Raw genomic sequence first — 15,543 nt, 5'->3', positions numbered from 1 at the left:
AGAGGAGTTGCCTCAGCGGGCAAACCGATCACTCGTCGGCGGCGGGAGCGCGCCCACTGGTGTTCGGAAAGCCGCGTGAGGAACGTCGCCACGCTCAGGAAGGCGCCCCACCCCTCAGGCGGACGAGCGCATCCGGGACTTCGTCCACCGAGTCGACCAGGGCGATCCGGGTAGCCATGGGACGGTCCGCGGCGAGGGACTGGAGCAGGGGCCAGGTAGGCAGCTTCTTTGTCCAGTGCGCGCGGTTCACCAGCACCATCGGGGTCGGCTCGCCGCGCGACTGGTAGTAGTTCGGGGTCGCGTTGTCGAAGATTTCCTGGACCGTCCCGGCCGCGCCCGGCAGAAACACGACGCCGGCGTTGGAGCGTGCCAGCAGACCGTCCTCGCGCACTGCGTTGACGAAGTACTTGGCGATGTGGGAGGCGAACGCATTGGGCGGTTCGTGTCCGTAGAACCAGGTCGGAATGCCCACCGAGGAGCCGCCGCCCGGCCGGCTCCGGCGTACGTCGAAGGCGGCACGCGCCCAGTCGGTGACAGAGGGGCCGAAGTCCGGTGCCTTGGCAAGGATCTCCAGCGCCGAGTCGAGCATCTCGTCCTCGAAGGGCGCGGCATACGCGCCGAGGTTCGCGGCCTCCATCGCGCCCGGGCCGCCACCCGTCGCCACGGTCAGGCCGTCGCGCGCGAGCCGGCGACCGAGCAGGGCTGCCCCTGAGTAGGCAGCGGACCCACGCTCCAGTGCGTGGCCACCCATGATTCCCACTACCTGGGCGCCCGCGAGGTGTTCGTCCAGGGCATCGGAAACCGCGTCGTCGTGAATGCTGCGGAGCATCGAGGCGAAGATGTCGCCGTCCGATTTGGTGTCCTGGTACCAGTGATAGGTGAGAGCGTCCGGGGTGGCGTCATAGCCCGCGTCGACCAGCCCCTCGAACAGCTCGTCAGGCCCGTACACACTGCCCCGATAAGGATTGAACGGCAGGTTCGGTATGGGCGGGAAGACCAAGGCGCCGCCGGCACGGACCTTGGCCGCCGCGTCCGGCTCCATGGTGCAGCCGAGAAATACCGATTCCGTGGTGTCCGTACCGAGGAGCACGAACGTACGGTCCATCAGGTCGAGCGACTGGATGCGGTAGCCGGCGAGACTGCCGGTGGAGGCGACTTGGTCGAACTCCTCCAGGGACTCGATCTCACGGTCGTGACGAAGGTGGTGTTCGGACGCCGGGGACTCTGAATTCCAGTGCACGCCCGCCATGTTAGGGCTGCAAGGATTCCACCAGGGAACGAAGGTTCCGGTCGGCTGCCGCAGAGTCCAGGGCGGCGCGCAGGGCGCCGTCGTACGTCGGCCGTGCCTTCTTCTGCAGCTTGCGGCCTTCCTCGGTGATCACGCTGTACACACCGCGTCGGTCATCGGGGCACAGGTCCCGGCGAGTGAGACCGGACGACTCCAGTCGTGAGGCCAGTCGGCTCACCGAGCTCTGGTTGAGCCCGATGAGGTCGGCGAGTTCCTGCATCCGCAGCTCGCCGTCGTCCGCCTCGGCCAGCCGGGCCAGCGCGCGGTACTCCGACAGTCCGATGCTGTGGTGCTGCTGCAGGGCCCTTGCCAGCTCCTGCTCGACGCGCGTGTGCAGTGTTCCGAGCCGGTCCCAGTGCTCCGCGTCCATCGCCATCCGCCTCTTCTGCCTTTTCCCGCTGGGCTCTTGACAGCAGCGTACATGCACCTGAAAATAATGCATGTGCATGCAAGTGATGCATGTGCATGGACCTAGGGGGAGAATGACGATGGTGACGGGGAACGTGGCAACCGTGGCTCGGAACGCGACTGAGATCGAGCGGATCGCCACCGTGCCGGACTGGTACGAGCCGTACAAGATCTCACAGGCCATCAGGGCCGGTGGATTGGTCCACGTCTCAGGGCAGGCGGGAATCGATGACCAGGGGCGGACCGTCTCGGACGATTTCCTGGAACAAGGCCGGCAGGCGTTCGCGAACGTCGAACGCGTCCTGGCCGCGGCGGGTGCTTCGCTGGCGGATGTCGTAAAGGTCGGTATCTTCGTGACGGACATGGCGGCCCACCTCGACCATGTCATCACCCTGCGCGAGGAGTTCCTGTCCGAGCCCTATCCGGCCGACACACTCCTCGAAGTCTCAGCTCTGGCCCAACCGGACTGGCGAATAGAGGTGGAGGTCACGGCGCTGGACCGTCGCGGCTGACGACGGCAGCGCTAGCTTCCGGAGTAGGCAGGCTCGCCCTCTCCCACCGTGGAAAAGGTGATTCGGCCCGAGGCCGGACGCCGGGGTCGGAAGCCGACGGCAGGGCGGCACGAGCTACAAGCTGGAAGCTAGGGGGCCGGGAGCCGAAAGCCGAGGGCCGGAGCCACGAGCCGGTAGCCGGAAGCCGAGCGCCAGGGGCCACGTGCCGGAAGCCGGACCAAAGGGTGCCGCCCCATACGGGCCAGATGCGGCCACAACGTGCGGCACGCCGCGCTGCCACCACGGCGCATCCAATCAGCGCGCCACCGGGCACCACCGCCGTGCCCTGCGTACCCGCCCCCACCGCTGGTCGGTCAACCGGCTGACGTGCCCCACCACCTGGCGCCCGCTTGCCCCACCACCTGGCGCCCGCTTGCCCCACCACCTGGCCAAGCCGCCCGGCCCCGACCTGGCCCACGCCACCTGCCCCAGTCTCAGGAGACCCATCCGCTCAGAACATCTACACCTACACCCACAGCCCAGACCGCAGCTCACTCACCCGCCAGCAAAATCAAAAGGCACAAGCGGCTGCCTGTCAGCTCAGTGCATCAACGGAAGCGTCGCCATCTCGGCCACGGTCCAGGTCAGCGGGCCCAGGACGATGAGCAGGGCCAGGGTGCGGAGAGCGGCGGCGCGATGGAGGACGGAGGCGGAGGCACCAAGGCGGCGGAGGGCGGCCGTGGTCTGGGCGCGGGCGGAGCGGGATTCCAGGGCGGCGGTGAGGGCGCTGGCGGTGACGCAGGCGAGGACGACCGTGGCACCGACGCCGGTGAGGGGACCGAAAGCACGGGAGGGAACGGAGTCGTAGACCTTGACGGCGACGTAGGCGGCGGAGGCGACCGCGCACAGGACGCCGAGCGGGCGGCCGAGGCGGTATGACTCCTCCTGGAGGGTGCGCCCGGAGAGGAGGCGCAGGGCGCCGGGTCGGCCGGTGCACAGGAGGCGGCCGCAGAGATGCACCAGCCCGGGGCCGGCCAGGACGAGGCCCAGGGCCGACAGGGCCCAGCCGCCCAGTACGCCCGGGGGGCTGCCGATCAACCGGCCGGGCAGGGGAAGCAGTCCGCCGTGGGCCTTGGAGGCGGGGTTGGTGTAGGCCTCGATCGCCAGGCCCGCAGCGGCCAGGGCAATGCCCCAGGGGAGACCGGACGGCGGTGCGGTGCGGGAGCGGGGCTCGGTCTCCTGGGAGCCGGCGTCGTCGCGGGGGCGCAGGGAGACGGCGGTCGCGGCGGACGCGGTGAGTGGTACGAGGGCGAGCAGGAGGAGGGATCCGACGAGGGGGAGGGGGTGGCCGGCGCCGAGCAGGTCGGCGTCGATGCCGAGGGAGCGGGCGGCGCCCGCGCCGCCGAGGTCACCGCGGAGGCGCAGGAAGACGAGCAGCGAGAGGAGGACGCCGAGGAAGCAGGTCAGTGCCGTGGAGGCGGTGGCGAGGAGCGTGAGGCGGAGGGGGCCCAGACCGGCGGCGGTCATGCCGCGCTGGAGACGGGCGGCCGGGTCGGTGCGGGCCGTGGAGACCGCGAACTGGGCGGTGGCGGCGAGCGGGGCGGCGCACCACAGCAGGCGTACGACGGATTCCTCGGCCGCGGTGGGGTGGCCGGCGGCGTGGCCGATGGTGGACAGCATGAGGAAGCCGGTGCCGGCCGCGGCGGTGGCCACGAGGAGCCGGCGCAGCATGACGAGGGGGTGAGAGCCGCGGGCTAGACGGAGAGCGAGCACGCTGCCCTGCTTTCCTCATCGGGGGAGCCGGCGCCGGCCGGCGCGGCGGTCGACTGGCGGCCGTCGAGGAGTGCGACGGACCGGTCGGCGAGCGTGCCGATGTCCGGGTCGTGGGTGGCCAGGACCACGGTGATCTGGTGCGAGCGGGCCGCGGTGGTCAAGGTGCGCAGGACCTGGGTGCCGTCGGCGCGGTGCAGGGGGGCGGTCGGTTCGTCGGCGAACAGCACCTGAGGGGTGGTGGCGAGGGCGCGGGCGATGGCGACGCGCTGGCGCTGGGACTGGTCGAGCCGGGCGGGGCGGCGGCGGGCGCACATGCCGACGTCGAGGCGGTCGAGCCATTCGATCGCGGTGTGCTTCGCGGAGCGGGCGCCGGTGCCGCGCAGCAGCAGGGGGAGGGCGGCGTTCTCCCAGGCGGTGAGTTCGGGAACGAGGTGGGGTTCGGTGTCGATCCAGCCGAACCGGTCGAGACGCAGCCGTTCACGGCTGGGGGAGGAGAGGGTGTGCACGGGGGCGCTGTTGAACCAGACCTCGCCCTCGGCCGGGACGAGTTGACCGGAGAGGCACTTCAGGAGGGTGGTCTTACCGCTGCCGCGCGGGCCGGTGACGGCGAGGATCTCGCCCTCGCGGACGCCGAGCGAGATTCCGGCGAGGGCGGTGGTCCCACCGTACGTGTGGTGCAGGCCGCGGGCCCAGAGAACGTCGTTGTCAGGCGGGGCCACCATCTGCGCACCTCTTGCTTGTTCGCGTCGACTTCGTTCCCCCGACCGGGTGAACGACCATGGAGGGTATCGGTCACTAGCACGGTAAGGATTGCTGACCCCCGGTATTCGCCGCTTGGCAGCACAACGGCCCAGATTCACTCGTATGGCTTGAAGTGAGTGAATCTGAGCCGCTGGGTGTTCAGTTGTGTATTTGTGAGCTCGGCATCAGCGAAAAGGGAGGTGACGCGGTGATCAGAGCTTGGTCCAGGCCTCGGTGAGGACCGCGCGCAGGATCTGCTCGATCTCGTCGAAGACCGACTGGTCGGCGATCAGCGGCGGAGCCAGCTGGATGACCGGGTCGCCACGGTCGTCGGCGCGGCAGTAGAGACCGTTGTCGTACAGGGCCTTGGAGAGGAAGCCGTAGAGGACGCGCTCGGTCTCCTCCTCGTTGAACGACTCCTTGGTGGCCTTGTCCTTGACGAGCTCGATGCCGTAGAAGAAGCCGTTGCCGCGGACGTCGCCGACGATCGGGAGGTCGTGCAGCTTCTGAAGGGTGCTCAGGAAGTTGCCCTCGTTGTCGAGGACGTGCTGGTTGAGACCCTCGCGCTCGAAGATGTCGAGGTTGGCGATGCCGACGGCCGCGGAGACCGGGTGGCCACCGAAGGTGTAGCCGTGCAGGAAGGTGTTGTCGCCCTTGTAGAACGGCTCGGCCAGGCGGTCGGAGATGATGCAGGCGCCGATCGGGGAGTAGCCCGAGGTCATGCCCTTGGCGCAGGTGATCATGTCCGGGACGTAGCCGAACTTGTCGCAGGCGAACATCGTGCCGAGACGGCCGAAGGCGCAGATGACCTCGTCGGAGACGAGCAGCACGTCGTACTGGTCGCAGATCTCGCGGACCCGCTGGAAGTAGCCGGGCGGCGGCGGGAAGCAGCCACCGGCGTTCTGCACCGGCTCCAGGAAGACGGCCGCGACGGTCTCGGGGCCCTCGAAGAGGATCTGCTGCTCGATCTGGTCGGCGCACCAGCGGCCGAAGGCCTCCGGGTCGTCGCCGAAGATCGGGGCGCGGTAGATGTTGGTGTTCGGGACCTTGTGCGCGCCGGGGACGAGGGGCTCGAACGGGGCCTTCAGGCCGGGCAGGCCGGTGATCGACAGGGCGCCCTGCGGGGTGCCGTGGTAGGCGACCGCACGCGAGATGACCTTGTGCTTGGTGGGTTTGCCGGTGAGCTTGAAGTACTGCTTGGCCAGCTTCCAGGCGGTCTCGACGGCCTCGCCGCCACCGGTGGTGAAGAAGACCTTGTTCAGGTCGCCCGGCGCGTGGTGGGCCAGGCGCTCGGCCAGCTCGACGGCCTTGGGGTGGGCGTAGGACCACACGGGGAAGAAGGCCAGTTCCTGCGCCTGCTTGTAGGCGGTCTCGGCGAGCTCGACCCGGCCGTGGCCGGCGTTGACCACGAAGAGACCGGCGAGGCCGTCGATGTAGCGCTTGCCCTTGTCGTCGTAGATGTTGGTGCCCTCACCGCGCACGATCGTGGGCACGGGAGAGTTCTCGTACGACGACATGCGGGTGAAGTGCATCCACAGGTGGTCGTACGCCGTCTTGGAGAGGTCGGCGCTCATTGCTATCTCGTTCCCCAGGTGTAGGTCTGCTTCCGGAGCTTGAGGTACACGAAGCTCTCGGTGGATCGAACGCCGGGAAGCGTGCGGATCCGCTTGTTGATCATTTCCAGAAGGTGGTCGTCGTCCTCGCAGACGATCTCGATGATGAGATCGAAGGAGCCTGCCGTCATGACGACGTACTCGACCTCCTCCATGGTCGTCAGGGCGTCGGCCACGGGGTCGAGGTCACCCTCGACGTTGATGCCGACCATTGCCTGCCGGCGGAAACCGACCGTGAGGGGGTCGGTGACCGCGACGATCTGCATCACGCCTTGGTCGAGCAGCTTCTGTACGCGTTGGCGCACGGCCGCCTCCGACAGGCCTACGGCCTTGCCGATCGCGGCGTACGGACGACGCCCGTCCTCCTGGAGCTGCTCGATGATCGCCAGGGAGACGGAGTCGATCGACGGAGTGCCGGTTCTGTCATGACTGTTACGGGAAGGCGCCACGTCCTTCACTGTGCACGAGCCTCGACAGTCTTGCAACCCCAAATCGATGAAATTAGTCGTCTCGCGATCGGAATTTAACTGATTCCGTTGTTCCTGAGTGGCGGGTGTGTTGAAAACGTGGGATTCGCGGCTAGGGTGGTGCCAAACCACCGGACAGTGGTTCCCAACCACCGGACACATCTGACTGAAGGGGGCGCACAGTGACCACCGCACTGCGTCGTCTGCGCAACTACATCGACGGGGAGTTCCGGGACGCCGCCGACGGGCGGACCACGGAGGTGGTCAATCCCGCGACGGGTGAGGTGTACGCCACCGCCCCTCTCTCGGGTGCCGCCGACGTGGACGCGGCGATGGCCGCGGCCGAGGCCGCCTTCCCCGTATGGCGGGACCTGATCCCCGCCGAGCGGCAGAAGGTCCTGCTCAAGATCGCGGACCGCTTCGAGGAGCGCGCCGAGGAGCTGATCGCCGCCGAGTCCGAGAACTGCGGCAAGCCGATCGCGCTGGTCCGCTCCGAGGAAATCCCGCCGATGGTGGACCAGATCCGGTTCTTCGCGGGTGCCGCCCGGATGCTGGAGGGCCGCTCGGCCGGCGAGTACATGGACGGCTTCACGTCCCTCATCCGCCGCGAGCCGGTGGGTGTCTGCGCCCAGGTCGCGCCGTGGAACTACCCGATGATGATGGCCGTCTGGAAGTTCGCCCCGGCCATGGCCGCGGGCAACACCGTCGTCATCAAGCCGTCCGACACCACCCCCGCCTCGACGGTGCTGATCGCCGACATCATCGGCAGCGTGCTGGACGAGCTGGGTCACCCCCGCGGCGTCTTCAATGTCATCTGTGGTGACCGCGAGACCGGCCGCCTCATGGTCGAGCACAAGGTCCCGGCGATGGCGTCGATCACCGGCTCGGTGCGCGCCGGTATGCAGGTCGCCGAGTCCGCCTCCAAGGACCTCAAGCGGGTCCACCTGGAGCTGGGCGGCAAGGCCCCGGTCGTCGTCTTCGAGGACACCGACATCGCCAAGGCCGTCGAGGACATCGCGGTCGCCGGTTACTTCAACGCCGGCCAGGACTGTACGGCCGCGACCCGCGTGCTCGTCCAGGAGTCCATCCACGACGAGTTCGTCGCCGCGCTCGCCAAGAAGGCCGCGGAGACCAAGACCGGTGCGGTCGACGACGAGGACGTGCTCTACGGCCCGCTGAACAACGCCAACCAGCTCAAGCAGGTCAAGGGCTTCATCGAGCGGCTGCCCGCGCACGCCAAGATCGAGGCGGGCGGCGAGCAGGTCGGCGAGAAGGGCTACTTCTTCGCCCCGACCGTCGTCTCCGGCCTCAAGCAGGACGACGAGATCGTCCAGCACGAGGTCTTCGGCCCGGTCATCACCGTCCAGTCCTTCACCGACGAGAAGCAGGCCGTGGAGTGGGCCAACGGCGTCGAGTACGCGCTGGCGTCCTCGGTGTGGACCAAGGACCACGCCCGCGCCATGCGGCTGTCGAAGAGCCTGGACTTCGGCTGTGTGTGGATCAACACCCACATCCCGCTGGTCGCCGAGATGCCGCACGGCGGATTCAAGAAGTCCGGTTACGGCAAGGACCTCTCGGCCTACGGCTTCGACGACTACACCCGGATCAAGCACGTGATGACCTCGCTCCACGACTGAGCGGACCGGCCGGTCCGACCGGCCGACCCGGGGATCCCCACCGTCGAGCGGCACGGAACGCTCGACACACCGTCGCGGGCGGAGGCCCGGCAACTGACGCTCTGTCGCTTGCCGCCTCCGCCCGCGGCACGTGAGAGTGCTCGCCATGGTTGATCTTTCGCGGCGGGCACTGCTCCGGAGCATGGGCGGATTGAGTGTGGCGGGGGCGCTGGCCGCCCTGACCGGATGCGGGGTGCCGCCCGCGTACGTCGAGGCCGCCCGCCGCGGCGGCCCGGACCGTTCCGGGCACGACCGGAAGATCGTCTTCGCCAACTGGCCGCTCTACATCGACGTCGACGACCACGACGAGGAGCGGCGCCCCACCCTTGACGCGTTCGGGCGGCGCACCGGGATCTCCGTGACCTACACCGAGGAGATCAACGACAATGACGAGTTCTTCGGCAAGATCAGCCCGGCGCTGATGAACCACCAGCGCACCGGCCGCGACCTGATCGTCATCAGCGACTGGATGTGCGCCCGGTTCGTCCGGCTCGGGTGGGTGCAGGAGATGGACCGCGCCGCCCAGCCGCATGTTGCCAAGTACCTCGACCCGCAGCTGCGCCGCCCGCACTTCGACCCCGGCCGGCTGCACTCGGTGCCCTGGCAGTCCGGGATCACCGGCATCGCCTACAACCGCAAGAAGCTCGGCCGGGAGATCAAGCACACCGCGGACCTCTGGAAGCCCGATCTGCGCGGGCGGGTCACCCTGCTCTCCGGGCTCGACGAGGCCTTCGCCCTGCTCATGCAGGGAAACGGGGTCGACATCACCCGCTGGACGGCGGACGACTTCCACCGGATGACCGACCAGCTCCGCCGCCTGGTCCGCACGGGCCACATCCGGCGCTTCACCGGCAACGACTACATCAAGGACCTCGACTCGGGGGACGCGCTCGCCGCCCAGGCCTACTCGGGCGATGTGATCCAGCTGCAGGCGGACAACCCGGACATCGAGTTCGTGGTGCCCGAGGAGGGCGCCGAACTGTGGGCGGAGAGCCTGATGATCCCCAACCTCGCCGATCACAAGCGCAATGCGGAGCGGCTGATCGACTACTACTACGAGCCGGAGGTCGCCGCGGACCTGGCCGCCTGGGTCAACTACGTCTGCCCCGTACCGGCCGCGCGCGACGTGCTGGCCTCCTCCAAGGACAAGGAGCGGGCCGCGCTCGCCGAGGACCCGCTGATCTTTCCCGACGACGCGATGCGCAAGCGGCTGGCCATCGCCCGGGACATCACGTCCAAGGAGCGGACGGAGTTCACGAAGGTGTGGAACGGGATCGTGGGGCTGTAGGAGGGGGCGCGGGCCCGTCCTGTCGGGTCACGACGCCTGGAGTGGCGGGATGTCCTCCTGGCTGGCGCCGATGGGGACCTGGTGGCGCGGCGGGAGGTCGTGGGCGGGCTGGCCCTTGAGGCTGGTGCCGACGGCCTGGGCGGAGAAGGTCCTGCCGGCCGGGAGCATGGCCGTGTACTGGGTGTGCCCGGTGTGCACCGCTTTGCGTTCCTTCTTGGCCGGGGAGGTGGCGATCTCGATCGTGTCGCCCGGCTCGGCGCCGGTCAGCTTGCCCCAGACCGTTCGGCAGCCGGGGCTGTAGCGGACCGAGACCTGCATGCTTCCGGCCGTTTCCTGGGCCAGCGTGACCGCGCCGCGGTCGCAGTGGGTGTCCTTGGGGTCGAGGCCGTCGCAGTCGATCATCGTGCAGGTGGGCGGCTCGGTCGTGGTCGTGGCGGCGGACGGGGTGGGGGCGGGGCCGGCTGCGCCGCCGCGTTCGTCGTCCGGCTCGCCGCCCGCGAGCAGGGGGATGGTCACGGTCAGCACGGTGGTCACCGCCGCCACGATCACCGAACCGACCAGTGTCTCGGGGCCGTGCCGCTTCAGCCAGGAGCGCTCGTCGGGCGCGGCCGCTCGCGTGCTCGTTCCCGACCGGCCCGTCTCGCCGTGGGGGCCCTCCGCATTGCCTCGTGAGCCGGGCATGCGACCTCCTGCACCGTGTGACACCTCGTCAGAAGGGCAGGATAAGGGGCTTGTCCGGATATGGCGCGGACGGAATCGGTCGTGGTGTCGGCGATTCGGTCGTTGTGCCGGCGCGGACGGCGGCCTTCCCGTCGGGGAAGGCCGCCGTCCGTGCGTGGTGGCGTCGGTCAGCCGCGCCAGGAGGCGGTGTACGCGTCGATCTCGGTGGCCAGCCGGGCCTTGGCCGGCGCGTCCATGAAGGAGGCCTCGACGGCGTTCTTCGCCAGGGCGGCCACCCCGGCGGTGTCCAGGTCCAACAGCCGGGCGGCGACGGCGTATTCGGTGTTGAGGTCGGTGCCGAACATGGGCGGGTCATCGCTGTTGATGGTGACCAGGACGCCCGCGTCGACCATTTCCTTGATCGGGTGCTCTTCCAGGGTGCGGACCGCGCGGGTGGCGATGTTGGAGGTGGGGCAGACCTCCAACGGGATGCGGTGCTCGGCGAGATGGGCGAGCAGTGCGGGATCCTGGGTCGCGCTGGTGCCGTGCCCGATGCGCTCGGCGCGGAGGTCGCGGAGCGCGTCCCAGATCGTGCCGGGCCCGGTGGTCTCGCCGGCGTGCGGTACGGAGCGCAGACCGGCGGCGATCGCGCGGTCGAAGTACGGCTTGAACTGCGGGCGGGGGACGCCGATTTCGGGGCCGCCGAGCCCGAACGACACCAGGCCCTCGGGCTGCAGGCCGCAGGCGATCCGGGCGGTCTCCTCGGCGGCCTCCAGACCGGCCTCGCCCGGGATGTCGAAGCACCAGCGCAGCACCACGCCCAGCTCGGACTCCGCGGCCTTCCGGGCGTCCTCGATGGCCTCGACGAACGCGGCGTCGGGGATCCCGCGGCGGGTGGAGCTGAACGGCGTGATGGTCAGCTCGGCGTAGCGGATCTGCTGGCGCGCCATGTCCCGGGCGACCTCGTACGTCAGCAGCCGGACGTCCTCGGCGTCGCGGATCAGGTCCACGACGGAGAGGTAGACCTCGATGAAGTGCGCGAAGTCGCGGAAGGTGAAGTAGTCGGCCAGCGCTTCGGGGTCGGTGGGGACCGCGGAGTCCGGGTGCCGGGCAGCCAGCTCGGAGACGATCCGCGGCGAGGCCGAGCCGACGTGGTGGACGTGCAGCTCCGCCTTGGGCAGGCCCGCGATGAAGGCATCGAGATCGGACAACGGATCCTCCTGGTCAGGGATGGGCGGGGTGAGCGGAACGGCCCGGTCGGCCCCGTCATGCTATGCGGGGCGGTGCCGGGGCAGGGGGCGGCCCCGGGGATCCCCCCGCTACGCCGCCGTGTCCTCGCGCAGTCGCTGGCGGGCCTCCATCAGGGCGAAGCCCAGCAGGTTCAGCCCGCGCCAGCGCCCCGGGTCCGGGGCGCGTTCGTCGTCGGCGGCCAGGCCGATGCCCCATATGCGGTCCAGCGGGCTGGCCTCCACCAGGACCCGGGAGTTCGTGCCGAGCAGGAAGTCCCGCAGGGCGGGGTCCTGGCCGAACTTGTGCAGGCTGCCCTCGATGACCAGGGCGAAGCGGTGGCGCTGCCAGGTCTCCTCGTCGAAGCCCCGGACCTTCCGGCCGGCGTCCTTGGCCTGCTTGGGGTGGCCGGCCGCGAGGGCCTGCCGCTCCGCCTCGGCGTCGCCGAAGAGACGGGCCTTGCCGGCCATCATCCAGTGCTCGGCGGTGGCGTACGTGATCCCGTCGACCGTGAAGGGGGCCGGCCACCACTGGCTGAAGCAGCTCGGGCTCAGCTCGCCGTCCCGGCGCGGGCGGTGCCCCCAGAAGAAGACGTACTTCGGACGCGTGCCGGCGGACGTCTTCCGGCGCAGTTCCTCGACCGAGCGCGGCCCGTCCGCGGTGCGCCCGTCCATGATCCCCCCGGCGATATCGGGGGCCTGCCCCGCGTCGCCCCCCGTGCTGTCGTGCATCATGCCGGGATTCTGTCAGCGGGCACTGACAACGTGTCGGGGTCCGTACCGTAGAAATCGCAGAATTCGTCGCGTAACCAAAAGGCAACAACGGAATCCCTTGTTGAGGCCGTTCTACTCTGTCAAGATCGGCCATCGATTCCGGAAATAGCTACGCCAGGCGGTGCCGCGGAGCGGCCCCGGGCGCCCGGCGGAGGAGAGCACCATGGATCACCGATTCGACGTCACCGAGCGATTCGCCCAGGGCGCGCAATTCATCGCGGGCAGCCTCCGGAGCGGCACCTCGGGCCGGAGCCAGGACGTCGTCGACCCCGCGACCGGCGAGACCGTGTACCGCTACGAACTCGCAGGTACGGCCGATGTCGACGCGGCCGTCGAGGCGGCTGGACGGGCCTTCCCCAAGTGGGCCGGTGCCACGCCCGGCGAGCGCTCCGACACCCTCCACCGCTTCGCCGCCGCGCTCGCCGAGGACGCCGCCGATCTCGCCTTCGCGGAATCGCTGAACTGCGGAAAGCCGATCAAGCTCAGCAATGAGTTCGATGTGCCGGGTTCGATCGACAATGCCGCGTTCTTCGCCGGTGCGGCCCGCCATCTGGAGGGCAAGGCGGCCGGCGAATACAGCGCCGACCACACCTCCGTGATCCGCCGCGAGCCCATCGGCGTCGTCGGGTCCATCGCGCCCTGGAACTACCCGCTCCAGATGGCCGCCTGGAAGGTGCTGCCGGCCATCGCCGCGGGCAACACCATCGTCCTGAAGCCCGCCGAGATCACCCCGCTGACCTCGCTGCTCTTCGCCCAGGCCGCCCAGCGTGCCGGGCTGCCCGACGGAGTGCTCAACATCGTCTCCGGGGCCGGCCGGGACGCCGGTGAGCACCTGGTGGGACACCCCGCCGTCGCGATGACCTCCTTCACCGGCTCGACCGCCGTCGGCAAGCGCGTCGCCGAGATCGCCACCGGCACCGTCAAGCGCCTCCACCTCGAACTCGGCGGCAAGGCCCCGTTCGTCGTGTTCGACGACGCCGACCTGGAGGCGGCCGTCCACGGAGCGGTCGCCGGGGCGCTGATCAACACCGGCCAGGACTGCACCGCCGCCACCCGCGCCTACGTACAGCGCCCGCTCTACGACGCGTTCGTCAGCGGCGTCGCCGACCTGATGGCGACCGTACGGCTCGGCGACCCCTTCGACCCGTCCACCGACCTGGGCCCGCTGATCTCGCACACCCAGCGCGACCGGGTGGCCGCCTTCGTCGACCGGGCGCGCGACTACGCCACCGTCGTCACCGGCGGCGACGCCCCCCAGGGCGAGCTGGCCAAGGGCGCGTACTACCTGCCCACGCTGATCGCCGGCGCACCCCAGGACAGCGAGGTAGTGCAGTCCGAGATCTTCGGCCCGGTGCTGGTCGTGCTCCCCTTCGACAGCGACGACGAGGGCATCGCCCTGGCCAACGACACCCCCTACGGGCTGGCCGCCTCCGCCTGGAGCCGGGACGTCTACCGCACCGGCCGCGCCACCCGTGAGATCAAGGCGGGCTGCGTCTGGGTCAACGACCACATCCCGATCATCAGCGAGATGCCGCACGGCGGCGCCAAGGCGTCCGGTTTCGGCAAGGACATGTCGGCCTACTCCTTCGAGGAGTACACCCAGGTCAAGCACGTGATGTATGACAACACCGCGGTCGCCAGGAAGGACTGGCACCGCACGATCTTCGGGGACCGCACCTGATGAGGGACCACCCGGGGGCCTCGGACGGCCCCCGGACCGTTCCCCGGACGACTCCCCGGAGCGAGCCCCCACCTCGCCCCGCCCCGCCCGTACCCCGCCCGTACGGGCCCACCCCGCGGCCAGCGGCCGCACGGCACCGTCCCCGCCGGCCGAGCGCCGGGCTCACCCCCTGAAAGGGCACCGCGCATGGAGCACCACCAGCCCGAACCCCTGTCCGCGGTCGAACTCGCCGCCATCCGCCGGAGCGCGACCAACGGCCGGCTCGCCATGACCCGCCGCTCGCTGCTGCGCGCGGGCGGTGCCATGGCGGCCGTCACCGGCGGCCTGGGCGCTCTGGGGGCCTGCGGCATCCCGCCCGCCGGCCGTACCGACGCCGCGGCGTCCCAGGACCACTCCAGGAAGGAGAAGCGGCTCAACTTCTCCAACTGGACCGAGTACATGGACGTCAGCGACGACGGCAAGCACCACCCGACGCTGGACCGTTTCACCCGGCGCACCGGCATCGCCGTCAAATACACCGAGGACATCAACGACAACGACGAGTTCTTCGGCAAGGTCCAGGCACAGCTGGCGGCCGGCCAGGACACCGGCCGCGACCTGATCGTGCTCACCGACTGGATGTGCGCACGGATGATCTCCCTCGGCTGGATCCAGAAGCTGGACCCGGCCAACCTGCCGCACGCCTACGCCAACCTCTCGGGGCAGTTCCGCGACCCCGCCTGGGACCCCGGCCGGGCGCACTCCTACGTGTGGCAGGGCATCCCCGCGATCATCGCGTACAACAAGAAGGCCACCGGCGGCCGGAAGGTCGACTCGGTCAGCCAGCTGCTGGAGGACCCGCGGCTCAAGGGCCGGGTCGGCTTCCTCTCCGAGATGCGCGACTCCATAGGCCTGACTCTCCTGGACATGGGCAAGAAGCCCGAGGAGGTCACCGCCGACGACTTCGACGCGGCGATCGCCCGGCTCCAGAAGGGCGTCGACTCCAAGCAGATCCGCCGCTTCACCGGCAACGACTACACCACCGACCTGGACAAGGGCGACCTCGCCGCGTGCGTGGCCTGGGCCGGCGACATCGTTCAGCTGCAGAACGACAACCCGGACATCGAGTACGTCATCCCCAAGAGCGGCTACATGACGTCCACCGACAACCTGATGGTGCCGAACAAGGCCCGCCACAAGGAAAACGCCGAACGGCTCATCGACTACTTCTACGAGCCGAAGGTGGCGGCGCAGCTCGCGGCATACATCAACTACGTCTGCCCGGTCGACGGTGTCCGCGAGGAACTCGCCAAGATCGACAAGAAGGCGGCGGCCAACCCGCTGATCCTGCCGGACAAGGAGATGGCCGCCAGGTCCCACTCCTTCCGCGCGCTGACCGCCAAGGAGAACAAGGCGTTCAGCCAGAAGTTCTCCGACCTCACCGGCGCCTGACCCCACCTCGCACCGGGCCCGCCCCC

14 protein-coding genes are annotated in these 15,543 nt (G+C 69.6%); 5 read left to right on the top strand and 9 right to left on the bottom strand.

All coding sequences use genetic code 11. The annotated features are described in order from the left end of the window. Nucleotides 1-94 precede the first annotated feature (94 nt). Both AB0G35_RS25320 and AB0G35_RS25315 read right to left on the bottom strand, forming a co-directional pair. Nucleotides 95-1,240 (bottom strand): LOG family protein, encoded by a 1,146-nt coding sequence (locus AB0G35_RS25320; RefSeq protein ID WP_360953766.1) that lies wholly within the window; start codon nt 1,238-1,240, stop codon nt 95-97. A 10-nt stretch (nt 1,241-1,250) separates the two neighbouring features. Next, nucleotides 1,251-1,658: a MarR family transcriptional regulator gene (locus AB0G35_RS25315; protein WP_360953812.1), complete on the bottom strand. Its 408-nt coding sequence runs from the start codon at nt 1,656-1,658 to the stop codon at nt 1,251-1,253. A 112-nt stretch (nt 1,659-1,770) separates the two neighbouring features. Between AB0G35_RS25315 and AB0G35_RS25310 the strand changes: the two genes are divergently transcribed. Continuing rightward, nucleotides 1,771-2,208: a RidA family protein gene (locus tag AB0G35_RS25310; RefSeq protein WP_360953763.1), complete on the top strand. Its 438-nt coding sequence runs from the start codon at nt 1,771-1,773 to the stop codon at nt 2,206-2,208. Between the two features lie 579 nt (nt 2,209-2,787). Here AB0G35_RS25310 and AB0G35_RS25305 read toward each other — a convergent pair. The 4 genes from AB0G35_RS25305 to AB0G35_RS25290 all read right to left on the bottom strand — a co-directional run bounded on the left by AB0G35_RS25305 (nt 2,788) and on the right by AB0G35_RS25290 (nt 6,763). Then, nucleotides 2,788-3,960 (bottom strand): hypothetical protein, encoded by a 1,173-nt coding sequence (locus AB0G35_RS25305; protein ID WP_360953760.1) that lies wholly within the window; start codon nt 3,958-3,960, stop codon nt 2,788-2,790. After that, nucleotides 3,942-4,682 carry an ATP-binding cassette domain-containing protein gene (locus AB0G35_RS25300; RefSeq protein WP_360953757.1) on the bottom strand — a complete coding sequence of 247 codons (741 nt, stop codon included), beginning with the start codon at nt 4,680-4,682 and terminating at the stop codon, nt 3,942-3,944. The genes AB0G35_RS25305 and AB0G35_RS25300 overlap by 19 nt, the downstream gene beginning before the upstream one ends. 231 nt (nt 4,683-4,913) lie before the next feature. After that, nucleotides 4,914-6,275 carry an aspartate aminotransferase family protein gene (locus tag AB0G35_RS25295; RefSeq protein ID WP_360953754.1) on the bottom strand — a complete coding sequence of 454 codons (1,362 nt, stop codon included), beginning with the start codon at nt 6,273-6,275 and terminating at the stop codon, nt 4,914-4,916. A 2-nt stretch (nt 6,276-6,277) separates the two neighbouring features. Further along, entirely contained in the window at nt 6,278-6,763 is a 486-nt protein-coding gene (locus AB0G35_RS25290; RefSeq protein ID WP_360953751.1) for an Lrp/AsnC family transcriptional regulator, read from the bottom strand. Between the two features lie 200 nt (nt 6,764-6,963). Here AB0G35_RS25290 and AB0G35_RS25285 point away from each other — a divergent pair, with 200 nt between their 5' ends. Next, the gene (locus AB0G35_RS25285) at nt 6,964-8,418 is read left to right on the top strand and encodes a gamma-aminobutyraldehyde dehydrogenase (RefSeq protein ID WP_360953748.1); all 1,455 of its coding nucleotides are present in this window, start codon (nt 6,964-6,966) and stop codon (nt 8,416-8,418) included. A 145-nt stretch (nt 8,419-8,563) separates the two neighbouring features. Beyond that, nucleotides 8,564-9,745 (top strand): spermidine/putrescine ABC transporter substrate-binding protein, encoded by a 1,182-nt coding sequence (locus AB0G35_RS25280; protein ID WP_360953745.1) that lies wholly within the window; start codon nt 8,564-8,566, stop codon nt 9,743-9,745. 27 nt (nt 9,746-9,772) lie between these two features. On the opposite strand, the gene AB0G35_RS25275 is transcribed toward AB0G35_RS25280, so the two are convergent. The 3 genes from AB0G35_RS25275 to AB0G35_RS25265 form a co-directional block, all read right to left on the bottom strand. Beyond that, complete coding sequence (locus AB0G35_RS25275) at nt 9,773-10,426, bottom strand: DUF2690 domain-containing protein (RefSeq protein WP_360953742.1); 654 nt, start codon at nt 10,424-10,426, stop codon at nt 9,773-9,775. 167 nt (nt 10,427-10,593) lie between these two features. After that, nucleotides 10,594-11,616 (bottom strand): adenosine deaminase, encoded by a 1,023-nt coding sequence (locus AB0G35_RS25270; RefSeq protein ID WP_360953739.1) that lies wholly within the window; start codon nt 11,614-11,616, stop codon nt 10,594-10,596. Nucleotides 11,617-11,724: 108 nt separating this feature from the next. Further along, nucleotides 11,725-12,306, bottom strand: coding sequence for an NADAR family protein (locus AB0G35_RS25265; RefSeq protein ID WP_360953809.1), 582 nt, complete (start codon nt 12,304-12,306; stop codon nt 11,725-11,727). A 262-nt stretch (nt 12,307-12,568) separates the two neighbouring features. Between AB0G35_RS25265 and AB0G35_RS25260 the strand changes: the two genes are divergently transcribed. Together AB0G35_RS25260 and AB0G35_RS25255 are read left to right on the top strand one after the other, a co-directional pair. Further along, nucleotides 12,569-14,086, top strand: a complete 1,518-nt coding sequence (locus AB0G35_RS25260; protein ID WP_360953736.1) for a gamma-aminobutyraldehyde dehydrogenase — start codon at nt 12,569-12,571, stop codon at nt 14,084-14,086. A 186-nt stretch (nt 14,087-14,272) separates the two neighbouring features. After that, complete coding sequence (locus AB0G35_RS25255; protein ID WP_360953733.1) at nt 14,273-15,517, top strand: spermidine/putrescine ABC transporter substrate-binding protein; 1,245 nt, start codon at nt 14,273-14,275, stop codon at nt 15,515-15,517. Nucleotides 15,518-15,543: the final 26 nt, after the last annotated feature.

The sequence above is a fragment of the Streptomyces sp. NPDC021749 genome (assembly GCF_040640655.1).
Taxonomy (GTDB): domain Bacteria; phylum Actinomycetota; class Actinomycetes; order Streptomycetales; family Streptomycetaceae; genus Streptomyces.
This window is presented reverse-complemented; position numbering and strand designations above follow the sequence as displayed.